Origin of the sequence: Prosthecobacter sp. (genome assembly GCF_044227185.1) — a bacterium.
In the GTDB taxonomy this organism is placed as follows: Bacteria; Verrucomicrobiota; Verrucomicrobiia; order Verrucomicrobiales; family Verrucomicrobiaceae; genus Prosthecobacter.
Genome location: NZ_JBGAFO010000001.1, coordinates 874,204 through 897,944 on the forward strand (window position 1 = coordinate 874,204; position 23,741 = coordinate 897,944).

Consider the following 23,741-nt stretch of genomic DNA (forward strand, 5'->3'; position numbering starts at 1 on the left):
TCGCACTTGCACAGCGTCCCATCTCCGCCTAGCTGAGGGCAGCCCCCCTTTCGCGCGCGCAATGGCCAACCTCGACTACCTCAACATTCTCTCCGTGGCTGTGCCCGTCTATCTGACGATGGCCGCCGGAGCGATGGCACGGCGCACGGGTCTGCTGAAGCCGGAGGCGGATGTGAGCCTCATGAAGCTCTCCGTGATGCTGCTCACGCCCGCGCTCATCATCGAGCGCGTGGTGGGAAATCCCGCCGTCATGCGGCTGCCGCCGGTGCTCATTGCCGCCGGGTTGGGCTATGCGCTCGTCGCCCTTGGCATCGCCTTCACGTATCTTGTGGCGCCGCTCATCGGTCTGAAAAAAGGCGAGGGCCGCCGCACCTTCAGCGTGGCCTGCGGGCTGCAGAACTACGGCTTTGTGGCCATCCCCATCGTCACCGCGTTGTTTCCGGACAAAGGCACGCTCGGGGTGCTTTTCACCTTCACGCTCGGGGTGGAGCTGGCCTGCTGGACGGCCGGCGTCGGCCTGCTCACGGGCCTGGACAAAGCCCCCTGGCGGCTGGCGCTGAACGCCCCGGTGCTGACCATCCTGACTTCGCTCATGCTCAACTTCACCGGCCTGCATGCCCACGTGCCGCAGGTGGCGCACAACACCTTTGCCATGCTCGGCGCCTGCGCGGTGCCGCTGGCCGTGCTGCTCATCGGCGCCTCCATCGCGGATCTCTGGGGCCAGGGCGCCATGCAGTGGAAGGTGGCCATTTCCAGCCCCGTGCTGCGCCTGGGCATCATCCCGATCGCCTTCCTGCTGGCGGCCTACCATCTGCCGCTCAGCCTGGAGCTGAAACGCGTCATCGTCGTGCAGGCGGCCATGCCCTCCGCAGTGTTTAACATCATGATCGCGCGCCTCTACGGAGGCCATGCCTCCACCGCCGTGCAGGTCGTCATTGCCACCACGGTGGTGAGCTGCATCTCCACGCCGCTGGTGATCGCGTGGGGTTTGAAACTCGTCGGCGCATGACCCTTCCCTGGTACCTCCTCTTCCCGCTCGTCGCCGCCATCGGCTATGCCATCGCGTCGTTGCTGCTGAAAAAGGCCCTGGTGGAAGGCGCGCACCCGATGGCCTGCTTTCACATCAACAACTGGACCAGCACGCTCGCTTTTGTGCCGCTCGTTTTCTTTGAGACGCAGCCGGTCACCTGGCATCTCTGGTATGTCCCCGTGGGGCTCGGCACCCTGTTTTTCATCGGCGGCTGGTTCACCTTCATCGCCATGCAGCGTGGCGATGTCTCCCTCGTCACGCCGGTGCTTGGCTCCAAGGTGGTTTTCGTGGCGGTCGGCGCCAGCCTCTTCATCGCGGACAGCATGAAGCCCCTCATGTGGGTGGCTGCCATCATCACCACCGGCGGCATCTTCCTCATGAGCGCCACGGATTTTAAAACGCCGAAAGGCGCGCGCCTCGCCGGGCCGGTGGTCATGGCGCTCATCAGCGCCGCGCTCTATGCCTTTGCCGATGTCTTTCTGCAAAAGTGGGCGCCCGCATTCGGGCCGAAGACCTTTCTCGCGCTTCTGTCCGCCACCACCGGCGTGCTCTCGCTCATCGCCATGACGCTGCTGCCCAGTCCTCCGCCCATTCCGTGGAATCGTGCCACGCAGTGGTCCCTCGGCGGCAGCACGCTCATTGCCGCGCAGTCGATGACCCTCGGCCTCTCGCTCGCGTATTTCAATGATGCCATCGGCGTGAACGTGGTCTATGCCACGCGTGGCATGTGGAGCCTCGCCGTCGTGGCGCTGCTGGGCCCGCTGCTGGGAAATCGCGAACGCCACGAATCCGGCAAAGCCTACGGCATCCGGGTCGTGGCCGCGCTGCTCCTCATGGTGGGTGTCGTCTGCGCGGTGATTTCCCGCCTGAAGTAGTTTTTTCTGCTGCGGCGCCCCCGCAACAAGGCTGCTCTGACCCGCGTAGAGGTCGCATGCGTCACCTCATCCTCCCGCTCTGGATCTGCGCCACCTCGATCGCCTGCAGTGCCGAAAGCGCCATCGACATCGGCTCGCGCCGCGAATTGTTTATCGATGATTTTCTCATCGGCCAGCTCACCGGAAAGGCGGAGCAGCGCCTGCATCATCCGCAGATTCAGGAGATCGTGCTGACGCATGACGAGCCCTGGGAGGGCAGCGGCAGCGGCTACCACAGCGTCTTCAAAGACGGCGACAAGTACCGCATGTACTACAAGAGCTGGCAGCTCACCGTCACGCCTGGAAAGGTAAACACCAGCGAGCATCCGCTCTTCACCTGCTACGCTGAGAGCGACGACGGCATCCACTGGCGCAAGCCCGCGCTGGGCCTGCATGAGTTCAAAGGCTCGAAGGCCAACAACATCGTCATCCCCAGCGGCATGATGGGCAAGGTGAACCCGGATGGCGGACATCCCGCCGTGTTCAAGGACGAAAATCCCGCCGCCCCAGCCGAGGCGCGCTACAAGGCCCTCGTCCGCTCGAATTCTCCCAAAGGCCTGCTCGCGCTGCAGTCGGCCGACGGCGTGAACTGGTCACCCATGGCCGATGCGCCCGTCATCACGGCCGGCGCGTTTGATTCGCAGAATCTCGCGTTCTGGGATGCGCACAGCGGCCAGTATCGCGCCTACTGGCGCATCTTCACCGGAGGCGTCACGGATGAAAAGAACTGGAAGCCAGCCGGCCACCGCGCCATCCGCACCGCCACTTCCAAAGACTTCCTGCATTGGGAGAATCAGCAGGACCTCAGCTACGTGGACTCCCCCAGCGAGCAGCTTTACACGAACCAGGTGAAGCCCTACCACCGTGCGCCGCACCTGCTCATCGGCTTTCCCACGCGCTACGTGGAGCGCGGCTGGTCCGACAGCACCCGCGCGCTGCCGGAGCGCGAGCACCGGGAGTGGCGCTCCAAGGCCAATGACCGCTACGGCATGGCCGTCACCGAAGGCCTCATCATGGCCAGCCGCGACGGCGTGAAGTTCAAGCGCTGGAACGACGCCTTTCTCCCGCCGGGCATCGAGCGCCCCGGCACCTGGAACTACGGGCATCAATACATCGCCTGGCATCCGGTGGAGACCAGATCCGCGCTGGAAGGCGCGCCCAATGAGCTCAGCTTTTACGCCACCGAAAGCTACTGGACGGACAAGAGCAGCGCCGTGCGCCGCTACACCCTGCGGCTGGACGGCTTCGTCTCCATCCACGCCCCCATGAGCGGCGGCGAGCTCCTCACCAAGCCGCTCACCTTCACCGGCAAAGCGCTCACGCTGAACTGCGCCACCTCCGCCGCCGGCGGCATTCAGGTGGAGATTCAGGATGCGGAGGGGAAAGCGATCCCGGGATTTGCGCTGGCGGATTCCCAGCCTGTGTTTGGGGATTCGATTCAGCGCACGGTGACCTGGAAGAATGGCGCCGATGTGAGCACGCTCTCCGGCAAACCTGTGCGCCTGCGCTTTGTGCTGAACGATGCGGATTTGTACGCGCTGAAGTTTGAATAGAGCAGCCCGCGGAACTGAAAATTCCCTGTCCGGTTCCCCCTGCTCGTGTGAGATACTGCGACGCCCATGAACACGCATGAGACCCAGGCCGCGCAGGTTTTCCTCGCCCATCACGATTTTGTGAAGGGGGTGGCGCTGAAGTATGCGCCCTGGCCCGGGCTGATGGAGGACATCACGCAGCAGGTGTTTTTGGAGTTTCTGGCCAAGGAAGCGCAGTGGGACCTGAGCACAGATGCACGCCCGCTGCTGGCCACCATGACGCGCCACATTGCGCTGCGGCAGTGGCGGGAGCGCACGCGGCAGCAGCCGGAGGTGGTGCAAAAACTCGCCGACCACATCCGCCTCCTCGCCGAAGAGCGTGAGGCCCCGCCGCGCTACGAGGAGGAGATCAGCGTGCTGCGCGGCTGCCTGCAAAAGCTGCCGGAAAAAAGCCGCGAGCTGGTGGAGCTCTACTATTACAACGACATCGGCACCCCGCAGATCGCCGACCAGATCAACATGAAGGCGGACACCGTCTGCCGCGCGCTCTCCCGCGTGCGCGAAAAACTGCGCGAGTGCATCGAGCGCGCCACCGCCACCAGCCAGGGAGGACCCGCGCATGCGTGAGCTAAGTGGCGGCACGTTAAGAACCCAGCGCCCCGGGAGCGCGGGCCTCCGAGCCCGCAGCAGGTCGTCCGCGCATAACGACTGTCTTTTCATGGTACAGACAGCAAACACGCTGGCCCTGTCCGGTGCGGTGTGGCCCAGCGGGGCGCATCCTGCTGGCGGAGTGCTGCGGGCTCGGAGGCTGACCTTTACCCACAAAGTTGAAGATAAAAATTGTACCCCCGCTGTGAGGGGTATCTTCGGGCGGGTGTCCACATCCTCCACTCGCACGCTGCCCGGTCTCTCCAATGCCGTCCAAACCAACGCCCGGTGGGCGGCAGAGGAGCTGGGCTCCATTCAATTGGGTGACGCGCGCAGCAACCGGCGCATGGTCAAGGTCTTCAGCCAAATGCTCAACTCTCCAGGCAAATCCATCCCTCAATGCTCCCGCAGCGTGGCCGAGGCCAAGGCTTTCTACCGTCTGCTCGACGTGGAGGAACTCACCGACACCCTGCTCTTCGACGTCCACCGGCAGGCGGTGCTGCGCCGCGCCCAGCACAGCGGCTGCCGTGTCTTGCTGGCCATCCAGGACACCACGGCGTGCAACTTCAACACCCGTGATTCGCTTGAGGGGCTCGGCTCGATCTCCAGCAACAAGCTCCGGCCAAACATCGCCGGGCTGCACGTCCACAGCACCCTTTTGAGCGCCGCCGATGAGGATGCCGTCTTTGGCCTGCTGGGGGCCAAGCTCTACGCCCGCAAGCCCCCAGGCAAGGAGCGCGGCGCGGGGGCGCGCAACCGGGAACCCATCGAGGCCAAGGAAAGCATACGCTGGCTTGAGAGCCTGGCACTGGCGCGTGAGGCCCGGCAATGGTTTGAGCCCCCTGCGCAGGCATCCGCATCCCAGGCCAAGCCCGCGCAGCCTCCGCTCATTGTCAGCGTTGGAGACCGCGAGGCAGACATTTACGAACTGCTGGTGGAGGCGCAGCAGCACCGTGAGCAAGGTCTCGGGCTGCTGGTGCGCTCACAGCACAACCGCAGCCTCAAGGACGAGGAGGCGCAGCTATGGCAGCACCTTGAGCACAGCAAGCAGGCGGGCAGCCTCACCCTGGAACTCCCGCGCAGCCAGGGGCAGAAAGCGCGGCAGGCCACGCTGAGCGTGCGCTTCACCGCGGTGACCCTCGCCGTTCCGGTGAACCAGGCGAAGTACATGAAAAAGGACACGCCGGTGGAGGCCAGCATCGTGGAACTGCGCGAGCAGGATGCGCCGGAAGGCCAGGGCAAAGGCATCTGCTGGCGGCTGCTGAGCACGCTGAAGGTGGATACACTGGAGGCGGCGCTGCAGATGGCGCGGTGGTATGCGAAACGCTGGCAGATCGAGGAGTTCCACCGCATCCTCAAAACAGGCTGCCGGGTGGAGGCGCGGCAGATGCGCAGCCTGGAGCGGCTCAAGCCGATGATGGCCCTGGACATGCTGGTGGCGTGCCGGATCATGGGCATGAGCGCAGGAGCGCGGCAGAGGCCGCAAGATCCGGCCACAGACTGGCTCGATGAAGACGAGATCAGCGCGCTGGAGGCGTATGAAAGCGAAGGAAAGAAGCCCGTGAAGACTAACAGTGCCCCGCCGATGAGCCTGGGGGCAGCGGTCAAAAGCATCGCCCGTCTCGGTGGACATCTGGGACGCAAGGGCGACGGCCACCCAGGAGCTCAGGTGCTATGGCAGGGACTCAACAAGCTCGACATGATCACCGATGTCTGGCGCAGGCTTCGGCCCCGGCAAACTTATGGGTAAAGATCAGCTCGGAGGCCCGCGCTCCTGCGGTCTTTTCTTCCTCGGATGCCAATGAACGAGGTTCCACCTCCACGGAGTGTCCCCCATGCCTGACACCGACACCCTCATCCAGCATTACCTCGAAGGCACGCTGACCACCGGCGAAGCCGAGGAGCTGCACGAGTTGCTCAAAGCCCGGCCCGAACTTGGCGAGCGCCTGCTGCAGCACCTGGACATGGACGCCATGCTGCGTGCCACGAAGCCGCTGGTGGCAGACAGCCACAGCATCCGCCCCGCGCTGCTGCCGCGGCGCCGCTTCACCTTCGCCACCCTCACCAGCGTGGCCGCCATGGCCGCCTGCATCACCCTGCTGGGCGCCTGGTTGATCAATGAGACCCTGAACCTGCCGCCCGAGGCCGAGGAAGAAACCACCGCCTCCGTGGCCGTGCTCACGCGTGGGGTGAATCTGGAGTGGGACTCCGCCGCCGTCGCCCCCGGCACGCCGCTTTCCCCGGGTTGGCTCAAACTGAAATCCGGCATCGCCCAGATCGAGTTTTATCAAGGCGCGCGCGTTTTGATCGAAGGCCCCGCCGAGCTCCAGCTCGTGTCTTCCGGCGAGGCCACCTGCACGCGTGGCAAGCTCAGCGCCCAGGTGCCGCCTCAGGCCAAGGGCTTCCGCATCAACACGCCCAAAGGCACCATCGTCGATCTCGGCACCGAGTTTGGCCTGGATGTGGGCGCGCAGAATGCCGAGGTGCACGTGTTCAAAGGCGAGGTGGAGCTGCACCAGCCCGCCGTGGACATGAAGTCGCTCAAGGAAGGCCAGGCCATGGCCATCGCGGGGAACACCGCCGTGCTTCCCGCCAACGCCTCCAGCTTCGCCTCGCTCAATGAGATCGACGCCCGCAGCGCCATGTCCCAGCGCTTCCAGTTTGAGAAATGGCTGGCCGCCAGCGCCAGGCTGAACGCCGACGCCGGCCTGCGCCTGCGATTTGATTTTCAGGACGACGAAGGCTCGCGCTCCCTGCGCAATCATGCCGTGAACGGCGCACAAATCGAAGACGGCAGCATCGTCGGCGCTTCCTGGACCACCGGCCGCTGGCCGGGCAAACGCGCCCTCGATTTCCGCAATGTGAGCGACCGTGTGCGCCTCAACATCCCCGGCGAAACCAAGGCTCTCACCCTCGCCGTGTGGGTGCGCGTGAACGGCCTGGACCGCGCCTTCAACTCCCTCTTCATGTCCGAACGCTGGGGCGACCGCAAAGTCCACTGGCAGATCACCCGCGATGGCAAAGTGCGCCTCGGCATCGCCGGCGGCAGCGGGGCAGGGCATGTGGACCACGACACGCCCGTGCTCTTCACCCCCGAGCGCTTTGGCCGCTGGACCCACCTCGCCGTCGTGTATGACCCTGCCGCGAAAGAGGTCCGCCACTATGCCAACGGCGAGCTGCTGACCCGCTCCGCGCTCAACGACACCACCCCGCTGAAGATCGGCATGGCGGAGCTCGGCAACTGGAACGACCGGTCCACCAAAGGCGTGGCCATCCGCCATCTCAGCGGCGCCATGGATGAGTTTGCCCTGTGGGATCGGGCGCTGGGCGGTGAGGAAATCGCTGCGCTGGCGAAGTGAGGCACGCATTGACAAGTCCGGGGTAAAACATAGTTTTACGCCATGCTCAAAACCATCAGCAAGATCGGCAACTCCCAGGGCCTTATCTTCGATTCCGCCCTGCTGCAACTGGCCCGGCTCAAGGTGGGTGACGAGGTAAATGTGGAGGTGCATGCCGGTGGCACGATCACCATCACGCCCATGAATCCCCCGGTCATTGAGGCCGCCAAAGCCGCTGAAACGGTCAAACGCCTGATCCAGAAAAACAGCGAGCTCTTCCGCCGCCTGTCATGAGCACGCCGCTTCTGCATCCCACCCTCGACGCGGTGCTCGCCATTCATGCTGAGGTTCTCGGAAGGCCCGGCAGCAACGCCAGCCTTCGCTCCCACGACCTGCTGGAATCCGCGTTGGCGGCCCCGCACGCAGGGATGCCGGGAGCTCCCCTCCTGTCAGATCCCATCGAAATCGCGGCTGCTTATTTGTTCTATTTGGGCCGCAATGATGCCTTCATGGAAGCGACCAAACCTGCCGCATTGGCCACCTGTCTGGTGTTTCTGAGTGAGAACGGTTTGCTGAAAAGTGAGGAGCTCAATGTGGATGCCTGGGAAAGCCTGACCCTCGAAACCGCTGCTGGTGTGCTGAGGCGGGACGAGGTGACTTGTAAACTTCGCGGCTTGCTGACTTAGCTGATGCGTGTTTGGAAGCACCCGCTCCCAGATGCGTGACCACAGATCAGTTTCGCCGGTCATCCAACCGTTGCCGCAAGTGGATCCCAAACTCGGTTGAACCCGAACCCCTGAAAATCTTTCTCGTTCACCGTGGCAAATTCGGTCACCCCCTGCTGGATCAGACTGAGAGCTATGCGCCAGTCAAAGGCACGGCGACGGGCAAAATTCGGGGTGCGCAGACGAGGCCAGAAGGTATTGTGGAAGAGACGGCTGTCGGGCGGGAAGCCGATGATTTGCCACCTCGGGTGATGCCGAAAAGATTCGCATACGTCCACGGCGGCGCTGGCAGCGAGCGGTTCGCGCATGACCACCGAGTTCCGCAGTAAAATGTAAAGCTCCGTCAGAACCAGTTCGCTGATAGCAATGTCACTGCGGTCTGCCAAGGAGTCGATGAAATCAGCCGCTTGGGAATGCAGGGCATGATCCCCATCCACAGCAGCAAAGAGGATGTTGGTATCGATGGAGATCATCGCCCGCCGAGGCCGCGCATTTCCTCATCCTCGGCGGCTATCCGGTGCAGATCTTCCAACGGAACGTGAGCACCTCCGCTATGCACCTTCGGCAGCTTCCAGGCTCGTTTGCGCGGCTTCTCTTCCGGAAACCGGGCAAGGAAAAGTTCCAGCCCTCTCCGCGTCATTTCAGCCAGGGAGATTTCGCGCTCCGTGGCAAAGGCCTTGGCCCGCTCGTAAAGCTCGTCCGGGAGCTGAATCTGGGTGCGTGTCATGATGTCAATCTTACATCACCTGCATTGGCGATCAATCCGTCTTCCGCCCATTTTTTTATTGTCCGGTTTCACCGCGTCGTGCGGTATAAGCATTCCCCGTCCGTTTTTTCCCAACCATGAAGCATCTCCTGTTCTCCCTCGCACTCCTCGGCTCCGTCGCATCGGCGCATGCCCAGGAATACCTCGAAGTCGCGGCCAATCCGGTCGGTGCCGGCAAAGGCAAAAAGATCGTCCTCGTGGCGGGTGACGAGGAGTACCGCACCGAGGAGAGCATGCCCATGCTGGCGAAGATCCTGGCCAAGACCCACGGCTTCAACTGCATCGTGCTTTTCTCCACGGATGAAAAAGGCGGCTACATCGATCCCAACAACCAGAAGCACATTCGCGGCACCGAGGTGCTGGATGATGCAGACCTGCTCATCATCGGCACGCGCTTCCGCCAGCTTCCGGATGAGAGCCTGGCGCACTTCGCCAAGTTTCTGAACGCGGGCAAACCGGTGATCGGCTTCCGCACCGCCACGCATGCCTTCACCGGCAGTGCGAAAACGGGCGACTTCAAGTGGGGCGAGTTTGGCCTGAAAATTCTCGGCGAGAAATGGGTGAGCCATCATGGCCAGCACAAGAAAGAAGGCACTCGCAGCGTGGTGGTGGAGGCCAATGGCAAAAATGAAATCCTGCGCGGCGTGGGCGAAATTTTCTGCACCACGGATGTGTACGGTGCGCCGGATGTGAAGCCGGAGAGCGACACGATTTTGCTGCGTGGCGCGGTGACCGAATCGCTCGACCCCAAATCCAAAGCCGTGACCGGTCCGAAGAACGACCCCATGCAGCCCATCGCCTGGCTGCATGACTACACGTCCCCAGATGGCAGGGGCAAGGGCCGCTCCTTCTGCACCACGATGGGCGCCTCGATGGATTACACGGACGAAAACCTGCGCCGCCTGATTGTGAACGCGGTGCACTCCCTGCTGAAACTGCCGGTGCCTGCGAAGGCGGATGTGGCCTTCATCGATCCCTTCAAGCCTAGCGCCTACGGTTTCATCAAAGACTCCGCCTACTTCAAGCAGCGCAATCTGAAGCCCGGCGACTTCGCCACCGGCAGCAGCCCCTCCATGGGCACGCCGGATGACAAATCCAAGCAGACCTCCGCCAAGAAAGAAGAACCCAAAGCCCCGCACCAGCCCAGCGCCGAACCTTCCGCAGTCACCTCCGCGCGTTCGCAAGCCGTCGCTCCGCCTAGCAAAGGCGAGCACATTGTGCTCATCGGCAATGGCCTCGCCGAGCGCGACACCTGGTACAGCCAGATCGAAACCGAGCTGCAGCTCCGCTATCCGGACCGCGAGCTGTTCTTCCGCAACATGGGCCATGTGGGCGACACCCCCGGCTTCCGCCCGCATCCTTCGCGCGGCTCGCAGTGGGCCTTCCCCGGCGCGGAGAAGTTCCACCCGGACAAGACCATCCACAACGGCCAGGGCTTCTTCTCCACGCCGGACCAGTGGCTCACCCATCTGCAGGCAGACACCATCGTGGCCTTCTTCGGCTACAACGAGTCCTTCGACGGTGCGAGCAAAGTGGGCAACTTCGAGGCCGAACTGGACGCCTGGGTGGCGCACACGCTGAGCAAAGCCTACAATGGCAAGGCCGCGCCGCGTGTGGTGCTCGTCAGCCCCATCGCCTACGAAAACCAGAGCGCCAAACGCGACCTGCCGAAGGGTGACGTGGAAAACGCCAACCTGCTGCTGTATGCGGCTGCGATTGAAAAGGTGGCCAAGAAACACGGCCTCACCTACATCGACCTCTTCACCCCCACACAGGAGATCGAGGCCAAGGGCGGCGAGTTCTTCACCACCGGCGGCTTCATCCCGACGGAGAAAGGTTATGTAGAGATCGGCAAGCTGCTGGCCACCGGCCTCTATGGCCACGCCAGCCATGAGTCGAAGGCTGACCCCAAGCTGGTGCGCGAGGCGGTGAAGGAGAAGGACTGGTTCTGGAACACGGACTACAACATCCTCAACGGCGTGCACGCACATGGCCGCCGCTACAATCCCTACGGCCCGCAGAACTATCCCGATGAAGTGCAGAAGAGCCGCGAGATGACCGCGCTGCGCGACAACCTCATCCACGCCGTGGCCACCGGCAAAACCACCGAGCTGAAGGTGGACGACAGCAAGACCCACGTGCTGCCGCCCGTGCCGACCAACTACGTGCCGAGCGTGAAGAACGGCAGCGAGAAGTACCTCTACGGCGAAGAAGCGCTGAAGTCCCTCAAGGTGCCCGAAGGCTACAAGGTGGAGATGTTTGCCAGCGAGAAGGAGTTCCCCAATCTGGCGAACCCGATGCAGATGTCCTTTGATAACAAGGGCCGCCTGTGGGTGGCCACCATGCCCACCTACCCGCATTACCGCCCCGGCGATGCGATGCCGGACGACAAGATCCTCATCTACGAAGACACCAACAACGACGGCAAGGCCGACAAGGAAACCGTCTTCGCTGACAAGCTGCACCTGCCCATCGGCTTCGAGTTTGCCACGGAAGGCGTGTATGTGACCCAGGAGCCCAACCTCGTGCTGCTGCGCGACACCAACGGTGACGACAAGGCAGACAGCATGGAGATCGTGCTCGGTGGCTTTGACACGCACGACACGCACCACGCCATCAGCGCCTTCACCGCCGATCCCAGCGGCGCCTTCATCCTCTGCGAGGGTATCTTCCTCCACTCCAACATCGAGACGCCCTACGGCCCGGTGCGCTGCGTGGATGGCGGCTTCTTCCGCTACAGCCCGCAGCGCGGCATGCTGGAGCGCACCATCCAGATGAGCATCCCGAATCCCTGGGGCTTTGTCTTTGATCAGTGGGGCCAGGACTTCCTGCTTCACACCTCCGGCACCACCATGAACTGGGCCCTCCCCGTGGAGGTGAAGCCCTCCTTTGGCAGCAAGACCCCCTCCGCGCCCGACCTCGTGCCGGACGGCCACAAGGTGCGCCCCACCAGCGGTCTGGAGGTCGTCTCCTCCCGCCACTTCCCCGATGAAGTGCAGGGCGACCTCATCTACTGCAACGCCATCGGCTTCCTCGGCATCAAGCAGGTCAAAATCGAAGACAACGGCACCGGTTGGAAGACCGCGCACCGCCACGACCTCCTCGTCAGCACGGACGGCAACTTCCGCCCCGTCGATCTCGAATTCGCGCCCGATGGCTCGCTCTATGTCATCGACTGGCACAACGTCCTCATCGGCCACATGCAGCACAACGCGCGCGATCCGCTGCGCGACCACGTGCATGGCCGCATCTACCGCATCACCTATCCGGGGCGTCCGCTGGTGAAGCCTGTGCCCGTGGCCGGTGCTCCGCTGAAGACGCTGTTTGAAAACCTCAAGGAGCCCGAGCTGCGCACCCGCTACCGCACCCGCCGCGAGATCCGCGCGCACGATGCCAAGGAGGTCCTCCCTGCCGTCAAGGCCTGGGCTGCCGAGCAGAAGGATACGCACGCCAAGCTCGAAGCCCTCTGGGTCACCTGGGGCCTCAACAAGGCCGATGAAGGCCTGCTGCGCGAAATGCTGGCCTCTCCCGACTTCCACGCCCGTGCCGCCGCCGTGCGTGTGCTGCGCTACAACACCCACCGCATCGCCGATCACGTGGCGCTGCTGGAGAAAGCCGCCGCGGACGAGCATGGTCGTGTGCGCCTGGAAGCCGTGGTGGCCGCCTCCTGGCTGCCGAACATTCCCGCGGCGAAGAACATCGTCGCCATCGCTGCCAAGCTGCCGCAGGATGACTGGAACAAAGCCGCCATCAAAACCGCCGCCGACCGCCTCGCCGGTGTGGCAGAAGTCGTCAAGCCCGAGCATCCGGTCGTGCCTGCGCCTGCCTACCTGAGCGACGCCGCCAAGAAGCAGTTCAAGCTGGGCCAGGAGATCTACAACCGCGAAGGCCACTGCGTGACCTGCCACCAGCCGAACGGCGCCGGTCTTGACCCCGCCTTCCCCAGCATCGTGAACAGCCCCTGGGTCACCACCGACCGCGACCGCCTCATCAAGATCGCCATGTACGGCCTGATGGGCCCGATCAAAGTCGGTGGCAAGGAGTACAACGGCCAGGTCCCCATGACCCCCTTCGGAGGCATGCTCAAAGACGAGGAAATCGCCAGCGTCCTCACCTTCGTCCGCAACCACTTCGGCAACAAAGCCGAACCGGTGACCGCCGCCGAAGTCAAAGCCGTGCGAGATGCCAACCCCGGCCGCATGATGCTCTTCACCACCGATGAGCTGCTGAAGCTGCATCCGATGAAGTAGTCTGATTCACGAGAAGGGCGGCAGCAGCCGCCCTTCTTTTTTATGGATGCACGATCTCTGGATCGCCTTTGCGATAGAAGGCTCGGAAGTCCGAGACGTTTAGGGTGTAAAATCGCGCGGCTTTGGCCTTTCGTGCCGCCACGAGATGCAAGAAGTCGAAAATGGCTCCTCCTCTCACTCCGCGTGCCTCCGCTTCGCGCATGGCGCGCAGCATCTCCGTCGGAGTCAACGCTGTGATGGCGAGATCAGGCAAGTAATCTTCCTCAAGCACTGCCGCTGCGACTGACGCAGCCAGACGGAAAGATTTTCTTCCGCCGGTGAGCGTGCTGAAGGTCTCCGTGAGCGCATGCGCATAAACACCAAGTGCTTTACGGTTCAGCAAAGCATCACACTCCATGTGAAAAGGCTCAGTGGCAACCATGGTCGCCACGAGAACGGAGGTATCGATGAAATCGCTCACGAGCCAGATGAGGATTCAAGGCGGGCAACCTGCTCTTCACGCATTTCACGCACAGCTTTGGCAGCATCAAAGCCTTCCCAGCCTACCACCACGCGACGCTTTCCACGCCTTACGATCTTCACCTCGGGCACCTCCTGCGTAAGTTTCATCTCGTCGCCGTTAAGGTCGAGGCGCAGCTTGGAACCTGCACGAAGGTGCAATTGATCCCGCACAGGCTTGGGAAGCACAAGCCTTCCGGCTTTGTCGAGAGTGAGGGTGGCAGTCATGGAAATAAGGATGGCATCACAAATGCCATTTTCAATGGCATTTGTGATGCCATCTGTCCTAAAAGCTTTGAACTGATGAGCCGTGCTCATCCATACACTTGCTGAATCCGACACATCCTTTGCCGGTAGTTTTTGACAGAAGGGTGCGTTTAACCACGCGCCCAACCATGAACCGTCTCCTTCTTTTCTCCCTTCTGTTCTCCTCCATCGCTGCTGCGCAGGAGGGCTTTAAACCGCTCTTCAACGGCAAGGATCTCACCGGCTGGGATGGCAATCCTGAGCTGTGGAGCGTGGAGGACGGCTGCATCACAGGCAAAACCACAGGGCCGGAGCAGCTCAGCTACAACCAGTTCCTCATCTGGCGCGGCGGCAAGGTGAAGAACTTTGAGCTGCACGCGAAGATCAAGCAGAGCGGCAACAACACGGGCATCCAGTACCGCAGCAAGGAGCTGTCGGAGAACGGCAAGTGGTCCATCGGCGGTTATCAGTGCGACATCCACCCGGCCACGCCCAACAACGCCATGGTGTATGAGGAGAAGGGCCGCGGCATCATCGTGCAAAACGGCCAGGGCGTGGTGGTGGATCCTGAGGGCAAGCGCTGGCTGACCTCCGAGCATGAGCCGGTGGTGGTGGACATTGCGGAGTGGCATGAGTACACCGTCATCGCTCAGGGGAATCATTTGATTCATAAGATCGACGGCAAGGTGACGATTGACCTGCTCGACTTCGAGGAGTCGAAGCGCGCGTTTGAAGGCCTGATCGCCTTCCAGATTCATCGCGGCCCGGCCATGAACGTGCAGATCAAAGACGTGATGCTCAAGGAGCTGCCAGACGGCGGCGTGATCTCCTTTGAAAAATCGGCGATCCCCAGCGATGCGCAGATCATCGAGACCAAGGCACCGGCGAAGGGCAAGGGTGCGGGCAAAGCGAAGGCCCAGCCGCCGGCGGCTCCGGCTCCTGCACCAACGCCAGCACCTGCCCCGGCTCCTGCCAAGGGCGATGCGAAAGGCAAGAACGCCGCCAAGGCCAAGCGTCAGGCGGCGGTGGGTCCGGCCATCGGCGCGAACGTGGCCACGCCGGTCAGCAACATCAAAACGTTGCCGGATTTCAAAGTGGAGCTGCTCTACTCCGTGCCCGGCGGTGAGCAGGGCTCATGGGTGAATCTGTGCACGGATGACCAAGGCCGCATCTATGCCAGCGACCAGTATGGCAGCCTCTACCGCTTCAATGCACCCGCCGAAGGCCAGCCGCTGAAGGCTGAGGATGTGCAGAAAGTCCCTGCGGAGATCCGCGGTGTGAACGGCATGCTGTTCGCCTTTGGCGCGCTGTATCTCGGAGTGAATGATTACGAGAAGAAGGTGCCAAACGGGCTCTACCGTGTGACGGACAGCAACAGCGACGACATGCCAGACAAGGTGGAACTGCTGCGCGAGTTTGATGCGGGCAGCGACCACGGCGTGCATGCCGTTTTGAAAACACCCGACGGCAAGGGGCTCTACCTCATCACCGGCAACAACGCCGTGCTCAAAGAAGGCCCGAAGGCCGGCACGCTGGACACCTCGCCCGTGGCTAAGTTTTGGGGAGACGATCACCTGCTGCCCCGCATGCCGGATGGCCGCGGCCACAATCGCCACGTGATGGCTCCCGGAGGTATCGTTTACCGCGTGTCACCGGATGGAAAGCAGTTCGAAATCTTCGCCTCCGGCTTCCGCAACATCTTCGACGGCGGTGTGAACCGCGAGGGCGAGTTGTTCGTGTATGACGCGGACATGGAGTATGACTTCAACACCTCATGGTATCGCCCCACCCGCGTGAATCACGTCGTCAGCGGCGGCGAGTACGGCTGGCGCAATGGCGCGGGCAAATACCCCGAGTTCTACTATGACAACCTGCCCGCCACGCTGAACATCGGCCCGGGCTCGCCCACTGGCACCACCTTCGGCTATGGAGCGAAATTCCCCGCGAAATACCAAGAAGCCTTCTATGTGCTCGACTGGAGCTGGGGCAAGATCTACGCCGTGCATCTCAAGCCCAGCGGCTCCACTTACACCGCCACGAAGGAAGAGTTTGTCACGGGCGGCCCGCTGCCGGTGAGCGATGCGATCATCGGCAAAGATGGCGCGATGTATTTTACCATTGGCGGCCGCCGTGTGCAGAGCGGGCTGTATCGGGTGACATATACGGGGAAAGAGAATGCGGAGCCTCAATGGAAGCTGTCGGGACGCAATGCCCTTCCAAAAACCGACATCGAGAAACTGTTCGACCTGCGCCACGAACTTGCCGCCTTCCACGGCAAAGCAGACCCGAAAGCCGTGGCCTTTGCCTGGCCGCACCTGAGCGACAAGGACCGCTACATCCGCAGCGCGGCGCGCACCGTGCTGGAGCACAACCCCGTCTCCGAATGGGAAGCGAAGGCCCTCAATGAAAAGAACGCCACCGCACAGCTCGAGGCCCTGCTGGCCCTGACCCGCGCCACCGGCGTGTGCCCCACGCACCGTGCCCCGGACCATGTGGTGAACACCGCCATGCGCGACAAGCTTTGGGCCGCACTGCTCAAGCGCGACTTCACCAAGCTGAACAACGAGCAGCGCATGGCCTACGTGCGGCTCTGCGAGATCGTGCTGCACCGTTTTGGCAATCCAGACGATGCCACCGTGGCGGCGATCATTGCCAAGCTGGACCCCGCCTATCCCGCGGACAACTTTGAGCTCAACTGGCTGCTCACGGAAACACTCGGCTATCTGCAGGATCCGAAGGCCGCCGCCAAAGGCATGGCCCTCATCGCCGCCGCAGAAAGCCAGGAGCCGCAGCTCGAGTACGCCCGCAGCCTGCGCTTCTTGAAAACCGGCTGGACCAAGGAGCTGCGCACGCAGCAGCTTGAGTGGTTCCTCAAGGCCGCGAACTACAAGGGCGGCGCCAGCTTCGACAAGTTCATCGAGTTCATCCGCAACGATACCCTGACCACCTTCAAACCGGAGGAAAACACCCAGCTTGCCGAGCTCATCGCCAAGAAGCCCGAGCGCAAGACTGCCATCGAAAACGTCGGCGCCATGTTTGTGGGCCGCACGCCCACGATGTGGACGCTGGAGGAACTCAGCGCTGCAACCAAGACCGGCATGAAGAACCGCAGCTTTGAAAACGGACGCAAAATGTTTTCCGCCGCCGCCTGCTACACGTGCCACCGCTTTGGCAATGCCGGCGGCATGACCGGTCCCGATCTGACTGGCGCCGGCGGTCGTTACAGCCCGCATGACCTGCTCGACAACATCATCAATCCCAGCAAGGTCCTCAATGAACAGTTCATCCCCATCATCGTCACCAAAAACGACGGCACGATCATGAGCGGCGTGGTGGTGAATCTCAGTGGCGACGGCGTGACCCTGAACACCGATCTCACCGACCCCAACCAACGCGTGAATGTGGACCGCAAGGAAGTGAAGAGCATTGAGCTCAGCACTGTCTCCCCCATGCCGCCCATGCTTCTTGCCATGCTCAAGAAGGACGAGATTCTTGATCTTGTGGCCTATGTGCTGAGCGGGGGCGACAAACAGAACAAGATGTTTGGGAAGTGAGCCTTTGCTGAGAGCGGGGGCTTCAAGGCTTCTTCTTTTTCTTCTTCGCTTTCGCGGCCTGCGGAGTTGCATCCGCGGGCAGCCACTTGGCGAGATCTGCCTTCACAGCGGCGTGCTCGGGTTTGTCTGCGAGATTGGTCCATTCGTGTGGATCGGCCTGCTCATCGTAGAGTTCTTCGCCGCCGTTGGCGTAGTGGATGTAGCGCCAGCGTTCGGTGCGGATGGCGTGATTCCCATCGTGCATGGTGCTGATGGCGGGACGATCCCACGCGGCCTGCGGATCGGCCAGCAGGGGCTTGAGGCTCGTGCCTTGCAGGTGCGGCGGCAGCGGGAGTCCGGTGAGATCGCAGAGCGTGGGGTAGATGCCGAGGAAATCGACGGGGCGTGTGCAGACGCCGCCGGGTTTTGTCACGCCGGGCACGCGCCAGATGAGTGGTGCGCGCGTGGCCTCCTCCCAGAGCGTGGATTTGCGCCAGTGCTCCTTTTCGCCGTGATGCCAGCCGTGGTCGCTCCACAGGCAGATGATGGTGTTGTCTTTGTGCGGTGATTTTTCCAGTGCATCCAGCAATCGGCCCACCTGCGCATCCGTGAAGGCGATGCATGCGAGGTAGGCGCGCACGCATTCGCGGTATTTGCCGAGGTCGCGGATGGCGGCGAATTCGCCGGCTTTGGCCATCATCACGCCTTCCTTGGGCAAGTCGGCGAGGTCATCGGCCTTCAGCTCGGGCAGAGTGATGCTTTCCAGTGGAAAGAGGTCGAAGTATTTGCGTGGCACATTCCACGGCAGATGCGGCCGATGGAATCCGCAGGCGAGGAAGAAGGGCTTGCCATGCGTCTTGCCGAGCTGCGCCACGCCGAAGCTCGCGGTCTTGTAGTCAACGAGCTCCTCCTCGGGCGAGTCGAGCGGTGCGATGTCGTTGCTGCCGATGATGAAGCCGCCTTCCGTTTTGCCGGGCCTGAGCGACCAGTCTTTTTTATCGGTGTCCTTTTCCTCACGCTCGCCGTCTTTCGCATACTCGTCCCACTCTTCCTTGCGCACTTTGCTGCCGTGGAAAATTTTGCCCTGCCCAAGCGTGAGGTAGCCCTGCGCATGCAAATAACCTGGCAGCGAAGGCCGCTCCGCAGGCACCGCGACGCGCCAGTCGTCGCCATTGGTGATCACGCCGGTGGTGCTGGGACGAAGGCCGGTCAGCAGGGCGGCACGCGAAGGATTGCACAAGGCATACGCCGTGTAGGCCCGTGTGAAAGCGACGCCGGATTTCGCCAGCCGGTCCAGGTTAGGCGTCTTCGCCTGTGCTGAACCGGAGTAGCCGGTCCAGTCGCGCATGTCATCGATGGCGATGAAAAGGATGTTGGGCTTGTCCGAGGCAGATGCTTTGGCCGCGCAAAGCAGCAAACCGAATGCGGCGAGGAAGATGAGCTTCATGGGGGTGAGGAAGGGTCAGCGCAACAAAGCGAGAATGCCCGCGGTCGGGGCCACGGCATGCACGCCGTCCATGCCTGCGTTGCCAAAGTCAAAATGCTGCAGCGAGGCGTCCATGATCTTGACGCCTTCATCCAAAAAGCCGCCGCCAATCAGCACGATGCCGAGCTGAAAGCCGCGCTTGGGTTCTTCCGCCAGCGTGTAGTGCTTCGGTGTCGAAGGCGTGGTGTGCGCAGCGCCTGCGGTCCCGGTGTTGGGGTCGGTCATGGGCGCGATGCTCTGGAGCGCAAAGCCCTGCGCCTTCTTCAGCGCGGCATCGAGCTTCGGCTCGCGATACGCGGGGTTGAACAACTGCAGCTCCATCAGCTCCTGAATGGTGAGCATGAAGTAGCCGAGGATGTCCTTGTCCTTCGGGTCATTGCCAGAGAGGCTGTAATGCCAGAAACCGTCCTCAAGCTGCGCGGGAATGATCTGCGCGTAGAGGCATTTGTCGGTCTTCTGCTTGAGCCGTGCGGAGAGTCCCGGAGCGACCTCGTGCAGCGCTTCGCTTAGCATGCCTGCGGCCATCGCGACCGCCGCGCTCTTGTTGATGATGGAGGGTTTCGTCAGCGGCTGCTTGGACTCGCCCGTCTTCACATCAATGTCCGCCGACCACCAGCCTTCTTCGCTCCATGGATATTCATCGAGCACCTTGCCAAGATATTTGAGGTCTTCGGCGCGTCCGCCCTCTTTGTGGAGGATGTAGGCGACATTCGCCGTGTAGAAGCCGAATGCCGGCGGCCCACCGCCGATGAAGACTTTGCCCGTGCCCGGTTTTTCCTTCTCCTTGATCGGGAGCACACCAAATTTCATCTCGCGCATGTCATGCAGCACCCGGTCTGCCAGGCTCAGAGCGGCCTTGCGGTAGCGCTGATCTCCGGTGAACTCAAACGCCCGGTAAAATGCCAGCGCCTCCTCGCCATCTCCCCCCTTGCCTTTGAGCTCGGTGACGGTGCCGTCTTCTTTCAGCAACAAGTCCAGGTGCTTCGTCGTCGCCGCGAGCAGGCGGGATTTGAAGGCGGTGACATCGGCTGCAAAAGTATGCCCGCAGAGAACATAAAGAAATAGGATTAAGACGTGGGTTTTCATGCGAAGAGGACTGCGAATCGCCGAACAACCGCTTCAACGCAGCTTTGTGCTCCCGCTTGCGGCAAAATTAAACGGTTTCGGTAGGGTGGACGTGCTGACAAAGGTGATCACCTAGCAAAGTTACAAAGCACGCTCGACGAACAGCCTGATCAAGGCACAGTCATGGTCTGATGACCCTAAATGCTAGGCCATATTTTAGTTACAAGATCGCTGAACTAGAGGCGCTTTTTAAAGCGCATATAGATGATGTGGCAATTCTTGCAGAAGTGCAGCGTGAGCTATCTCATCGCAAAACACCGAGTGCACTGCGGCTTTTGGAGAAAGTGGAAGCTCAACGGGCTCTCAAAAAATCGTCACCAAGTGGGCCTGACGTGATTCCACCGCGCAACGCAATCGACCCTCCACCGGCTTCCAAACCTGACAGCATAGAGGTCTCTCCAAGCCTCAAACCTGTTCGCTACGAGTCGATTAACAGCATTGTTCGTCAATCTCCAGCGCTGCCAATCACGGATACTCCAGACGGGATCTTGTCCAGTTGGATCGCGATGGAGGTGCTCTCACCGCAGGCATTTGTGAAGCCAGAGGAACTAGCTAGTGGTGATCGTTCTCGGATAGCACCAATTACTGGTGCGGTTTTGCCGTGGGAACGCGGCGAGAGGTCACGCCCGAATTATCGTCTCTACTATCAGGTAGTCCTTGGAACAATTGCATTGGAACCGGCAATGGAACAGCTTACTGAACGATATGCCGACTTGCGAATTGAACGGCCAGGAGTGCGTGGGCGCGCTGCGATGGCTTTGGTCGTCCTAGATAGCAAAGGTTGTCTTGTTGAATTAACGGCAATTGGGATTTCGAGTTTTCCTTGGGGAGTAGTGACCGCTTTGCGTGGAGAATTGGGTGATCTTGCAGGCTGGCCCGATGCAGAACCCAAGTTGGTGAAAGCGGTTGAAAAGGCTTTGCTCGATTCGAACTCAGACGGAAAAGATGACGGCCACAAAAAAGTGCCGATCTCGCGGTTATCTCTGAATCGTGCCTATCAAGCCCTCATTGGACAATTGGGTGTCCCAGAAGGGTGGACTGAACCCCCAGAGTTCGCCATCCGTAGCTATGCCTATTTCAAAGATCCGACTGCTCCTGAGCCATTGCTTTTGAACAGCTTCTTCCTTCAAGATCTTGCCGAAGCTCGAAGGTTATGCGCTGAAAACATGGCTCCAGTAAATCTTCTACGCTATTTAGGTGCTGTTCGCCCTTCAAAGGCCGTCGATTTGTTGCACAACCATTCCTCGCTGGAACAAGCCGTTCAGCCGTCGCTTACTCCGCTTGCCAGATGGCCAGGACCAGATCGGCATTCTCTTGTCTTGCTTCAGCAGGCAGCGGTCAATTTAGCCTTTAGCGAAACAATAAACGGCGGAGTGCTTGGCGTGAACGGCCCTCCGGGCACAGGTAAAACGACACTGTTAAGAGATATCGTGGCTGGTGTGGTTGCGGCACGAGCGGAGAAACTGGCCGCTTTCGATGATCCAGAAGTCGCATTTGAACACTCGGGACAAAAGCTCAAAGCTGGAAATGGCTGGTTGCACCTTTACCGGGTTAACGAAGACCTACGAGGCTATGAAATGGTGGTAGCGTCTTCAAACAACAAGGCGGTCGAGAATGTCAGCGCTGAGCTTCCAGAGCTGAACGCGATTGCAGAAGATGCTGATGGGCTGCGATACTTTAAAACATTGTCCGATGCTTTTAGACAAACAAACACTTGGGGTGCCATCGCCGCTGTTCTCGGTAATGCTCAAAATCGAGGTCGATTCAAACAGACCTTTTGGTGGGATGAAGATTCTGGGATGAGCAGTTACCTCTTCGCGGCAACGGGTGGGCCACGGGAAGTGGAGATCACAGATTCCGATACAGGCAAGATCGAACGGCGCGTCCCCAAGATCATTCAGGCTGAAAATCCACCTTTAAACCGGGATGTAGCACTTTGCCATTGGGCTGAGGCGCGCAAAAGATTCAACGCCGCTTTGGCCAAGTCCCGACAATGGCAGCAATGGCTAGACGCAGTCCGTGACGACCTGACTCGCATAGACACTCTGGCGGCCTCCGAAATCGCCGCCACTCATCAGTTAGAATTGGCCAAAACCGGATTACAAAAGGCGAAAACCGCGGCTATTCGCGCTCGTGACGACGAGTTCGTTGTCTCGCAGCAGAGCAAATCGGCACATGCAGCAGTACACTCTCACCAGATGAATCGCCCCGGCTTTTGGTCTCGTCTTTTTCGAACACAACGGGCGCAAGCATGGGCTGCCATTGCACTAATGCTTAGCCAGAAGGCATCTGTCGCTGGAGTCGCTTTGAAAGCCGCAGCAAAGGAATTCGCTCGCTGTGAAGAATGGTGCATACAAACTTCAAGTGAGAAGGCCGCCGCAGAGCGCGAAGCCGAGAAAGCTGCTAAAGAGCATCAGACGGCACTACGGCGATTGAGCGATGCAAGACAGAAATATGGTGTCCTGTTTGCTGATAGTGATTTTTTCGGACTTTCCCACAATGACGTACATCAATCTACGCCTTGGTATCCTAAAGTGGCTCAACGAGTAAGAGACGAAGTCTTTGTTGCTGCCATGGAGCTGCACAGAGCGTTCATTGATGCTGCCGCAAAGCCACTCAGGCACAATCTTGGTGCTTTGATGAGTGTGTTCACAACTCAGTCGTTACCCGACGCTCAGAAGCAAGCCCTCTTGGTCGATTTATGGACTTCCCTGTTTCTCGTCATTCCCTTGGTCTCAACGACGTTTGCTTCGGTGCAACGCATGCTGGGACGAATACCGGTGGGCGGTTTTGGATGGTTATTCATTGATGAGGCTGGACAAGCACTGCCACAGGCTGCTGTGGGAGCAATCATGCGCAGCAAGCGCGCGGTCATTGTTGGAGACCCTATTCAGATCGAACCGGTAGTTGTGCTGCCTGAGACCCTGACACATGCGATGTGTCGTCGTTTTGGCGTCGATCCTGATAAATACGCAGCACCTTCCGCATCAGTGCAAACACTGGCGGATTCAGCGTCATCGTTCATGTGCGAATTTCAGACTGCGAGCGGCAGTCGTACTGTCGGAGTTCCGCTGCTCGTTCACCGTCGTTGTGCAGAACCGATGTTCGGCATTTCGAATGCCATTGCATATTCAGGTCAGATGGTAGCAGCAAAGCCTGCGAAGCATTCTGAAATTCGCGATGCCCTTGGGCCATCTCGGTGGATTCATACTGAGGGCAGCGGTGACGACAAATGGTGCGACGCGGAAGGTGATGAAGTCATAAAACTGTTGCAGCGACTGGCTCGGGGTCGAATTGCTCCCAATCTCTACATCGTCACTCCGTTCGTCATCGTTGCCGACCGTTTGCGCCATTTAATTCGAAATAGTGGAATCCTCAAAGGCTGGATCGATGATGACCCATGGCAATGGACGGCTCAACGAATTGGCACGGTTCATACGGTTCAAGGCCGAGAGGCCGAAGCTGTGATCTTCGTGTTGGGGGCGCCAATGCCCGCCCAAACCGGGGCGAGACAATGGGCGGGAGGCCGACCCAATCTTCTGAACGTGGCCGTAACTCGCGCAAAGGAAGCTCTTTATGTAGTTGGTAATCGAGAGCTCTGGCGAGTAGCTGGCTTCTTTGTAGAACTCGATAAGCGTCTGAGATAAAAT

17 protein-coding genes are annotated in these 23,741 nt (G+C 60.8%); 11 read left to right on the forward strand and 6 right to left on the reverse strand.

Features of this window, described 5'->3' with window-relative positions:
- Positions 1-61 precede the first annotated feature (61 nt).
- From ACILSQ_RS03775 to ACILSQ_RS03810, 8 genes are all read left to right on the forward strand, one after another.
- Positions 62-1,009, forward strand: coding sequence for an AEC family transporter (locus ACILSQ_RS03775; RefSeq protein WP_395742247.1), 948 nt, complete (start codon positions 62-64; stop codon positions 1,007-1,009).
- Complete coding sequence (locus ACILSQ_RS03780; RefSeq protein WP_395742248.1) at positions 1,006-1,905, forward strand: EamA family transporter; 900 nt, start codon at positions 1,006-1,008, stop codon at positions 1,903-1,905. Before ACILSQ_RS03775 ends, ACILSQ_RS03780 begins: the two co-directional genes overlap by 4 nt.
- A 56-nt stretch (positions 1,906-1,961) precedes the next feature.
- Positions 1,962-3,497: a hypothetical protein gene (locus tag ACILSQ_RS03785; RefSeq protein WP_395742249.1), complete on the forward strand. Its 1,536-nt coding sequence runs from the start codon at positions 1,962-1,964 to the stop codon at positions 3,495-3,497.
- Positions 3,498-3,563: 66 nt separating this feature from the next.
- Positions 3,564-4,103: an RNA polymerase sigma factor gene (locus ACILSQ_RS03790; RefSeq protein WP_395742250.1), complete on the forward strand. Its 540-nt coding sequence runs from the start codon at positions 3,564-3,566 to the stop codon at positions 4,101-4,103.
- Positions 4,104-4,350: 247 nt separating this feature from the next.
- Entirely contained in the window at positions 4,351-5,874 is a 1,524-nt protein-coding gene (locus ACILSQ_RS03795) for an IS4 family transposase (protein ID WP_395742251.1), read from the forward strand.
- Positions 5,875-5,959: 85 nt separating this feature from the next.
- Positions 5,960-7,483 carry a LamG-like jellyroll fold domain-containing protein gene (locus ACILSQ_RS03800; RefSeq protein WP_395742252.1) on the forward strand — a complete coding sequence of 508 codons (1,524 nt, stop codon included), beginning with the start codon at positions 5,960-5,962 and terminating at the stop codon, positions 7,481-7,483.
- A 42-nt stretch (positions 7,484-7,525) separates the two neighbouring features.
- Positions 7,526-7,756, forward strand: coding sequence for an AbrB family transcriptional regulator (locus ACILSQ_RS03805; RefSeq protein ID WP_395742253.1), 231 nt, complete (start codon positions 7,526-7,528; stop codon positions 7,754-7,756).
- Positions 7,753-8,148 carry a type II toxin-antitoxin system death-on-curing family toxin gene (locus tag ACILSQ_RS03810; protein WP_395742254.1) on the forward strand — a complete coding sequence of 132 codons (396 nt, stop codon included), beginning with the start codon at positions 7,753-7,755 and terminating at the stop codon, positions 8,146-8,148. Before ACILSQ_RS03805 ends, ACILSQ_RS03810 begins: the two co-directional genes overlap by 4 nt.
- Positions 8,149-8,207: 59 nt before the next feature.
- Here the strand turns inward: ACILSQ_RS03810 and ACILSQ_RS03815 are convergent, their stop codons facing one another.
- A complete protein-coding gene (locus ACILSQ_RS03815) occupies positions 8,208-8,660 on the reverse strand; it encodes a type II toxin-antitoxin system VapC family toxin (protein WP_395742255.1) in 453 nt (150 codons plus the stop codon).
- The gene (locus tag ACILSQ_RS03820; RefSeq protein ID WP_395742256.1) at positions 8,657-8,914 is read right to left on the reverse strand and encodes a CopG family transcriptional regulator; all 258 of its coding nucleotides are present in this window, start codon (positions 8,912-8,914) and stop codon (positions 8,657-8,659) included. Before ACILSQ_RS03820 ends, ACILSQ_RS03815 begins: the two co-directional genes overlap by 4 nt.
- 116 nt (positions 8,915-9,030) lie before the next feature.
- Here ACILSQ_RS03820 and ACILSQ_RS03825 point away from each other — a divergent pair, with 116 nt between their 5' ends.
- On the forward strand, positions 9,031-13,203 hold the full coding sequence (locus tag ACILSQ_RS03825; RefSeq protein ID WP_395742257.1) for a PVC-type heme-binding CxxCH protein: 4,173 nt from the start codon (positions 9,031-9,033) through the stop codon (positions 13,201-13,203).
- A gap of 40 nt (positions 13,204-13,243) precedes the next feature.
- Here the strand turns inward: ACILSQ_RS03825 and ACILSQ_RS03830 are convergent, their stop codons facing one another.
- Complete coding sequence (locus ACILSQ_RS03830; protein ID WP_395742258.1) at positions 13,244-13,663, reverse strand: PIN domain-containing protein; 420 nt, start codon at positions 13,661-13,663, stop codon at positions 13,244-13,246.
- A complete protein-coding gene (locus ACILSQ_RS03835; protein ID WP_395742259.1) occupies positions 13,660-14,019 on the reverse strand; it encodes an AbrB/MazE/SpoVT family DNA-binding domain-containing protein in 360 nt (119 codons plus the stop codon). The genes ACILSQ_RS03830 and ACILSQ_RS03835 overlap by 4 nt, the downstream gene beginning before the upstream one ends.
- A gap of 77 nt (positions 14,020-14,096) precedes the next feature.
- Between ACILSQ_RS03835 and ACILSQ_RS03840 the strand changes: the two genes are divergently transcribed.
- Positions 14,097-17,501 (forward strand): family 16 glycoside hydrolase, encoded by a 3,405-nt coding sequence (locus ACILSQ_RS03840; protein WP_395742260.1) that lies wholly within the window; start codon positions 14,097-14,099, stop codon positions 17,499-17,501.
- A 22-nt stretch (positions 17,502-17,523) separates the two neighbouring features.
- Here the strand turns inward: ACILSQ_RS03840 and ACILSQ_RS03845 are convergent, their stop codons facing one another.
- Together ACILSQ_RS03845 and ACILSQ_RS03850 are read right to left on the reverse strand one after the other, a co-directional pair.
- Positions 17,524-18,927, reverse strand: a complete 1,404-nt coding sequence (locus ACILSQ_RS03845; protein ID WP_395742261.1) for a sulfatase — start codon at positions 18,925-18,927, stop codon at positions 17,524-17,526.
- Between the two features lie 15 nt (positions 18,928-18,942).
- Positions 18,943-20,052 (reverse strand): hypothetical protein, encoded by a 1,110-nt coding sequence (locus ACILSQ_RS03850; protein ID WP_395742262.1) that lies wholly within the window; start codon positions 20,050-20,052, stop codon positions 18,943-18,945.
- A gap of 170 nt (positions 20,053-20,222) precedes the next feature.
- Between ACILSQ_RS03850 and ACILSQ_RS03855 the strand changes: the two genes are divergently transcribed.
- Positions 20,223-23,738 (forward strand): DEAD/DEAH box helicase, encoded by a 3,516-nt coding sequence (locus ACILSQ_RS03855; protein WP_395742263.1) that lies wholly within the window; start codon positions 20,223-20,225, stop codon positions 23,736-23,738.
- Positions 23,739-23,741: the final 3 nt, after the last annotated feature.

Coding starts and splice junctions, on each gene's coding strand:
- ACILSQ_RS03835 (WP_395742259.1), bottom strand. CDS start 14,019: ATGAGCACGGCTCATCAGTTCAAAGCTTTTAGGACAGATGGCATCACA.
- ACILSQ_RS03775 (WP_395742247.1), top strand. CDS start 62: ATGGCCAACCTCGACTACCTCAACATTCTCTCCGTGGCTGTGCCCGTC.
- ACILSQ_RS03845 (WP_395742261.1), bottom strand. CDS start 18,927: ATGAAGCTCATCTTCCTCGCCGCATTCGGTTTGCTGCTTTGCGCGGCC.
- ACILSQ_RS03805 (WP_395742253.1), top strand. CDS start 7,526: ATGCTCAAAACCATCAGCAAGATCGGCAACTCCCAGGGCCTTATCTTC.
- ACILSQ_RS03810 (WP_395742254.1), top strand. CDS start 7,753: ATGAGCACGCCGCTTCTGCATCCCACCCTCGACGCGGTGCTCGCCATT.
- ACILSQ_RS03855 (WP_395742263.1), top strand. CDS start 20,223: ATGACCCTAAATGCTAGGCCATATTTTAGTTACAAGATCGCTGAACTA.
- ACILSQ_RS03820 (WP_395742256.1), bottom strand. CDS start 8,914: ATGACACGCACCCAGATTCAGCTCCCGGACGAGCTTTACGAGCGGGCC.
- ACILSQ_RS03785 (WP_395742249.1), top strand. CDS start 1,962: ATGCGTCACCTCATCCTCCCGCTCTGGATCTGCGCCACCTCGATCGCC.
- ACILSQ_RS03780 (WP_395742248.1), top strand. CDS start 1,006: ATGACCCTTCCCTGGTACCTCCTCTTCCCGCTCGTCGCCGCCATCGGC.
- ACILSQ_RS03815 (WP_395742255.1), bottom strand. CDS start 8,660: ATGATCTCCATCGATACCAACATCCTCTTTGCTGCTGTGGATGGGGAT.
- ACILSQ_RS03840 (WP_395742260.1), top strand. CDS start 14,097: ATGAACCGTCTCCTTCTTTTCTCCCTTCTGTTCTCCTCCATCGCTGCT.
- ACILSQ_RS03850 (WP_395742262.1), bottom strand. CDS start 20,052: ATGAAAACCCACGTCTTAATCCTATTTCTTTATGTTCTCTGCGGGCAT.
- ACILSQ_RS03800 (WP_395742252.1), top strand. CDS start 5,960: ATGCCTGACACCGACACCCTCATCCAGCATTACCTCGAAGGCACGCTG.
- ACILSQ_RS03825 (WP_395742257.1), top strand. CDS start 9,031: ATGAAGCATCTCCTGTTCTCCCTCGCACTCCTCGGCTCCGTCGCATCG.
- ACILSQ_RS03790 (WP_395742250.1), top strand. CDS start 3,564: ATGAACACGCATGAGACCCAGGCCGCGCAGGTTTTCCTCGCCCATCAC.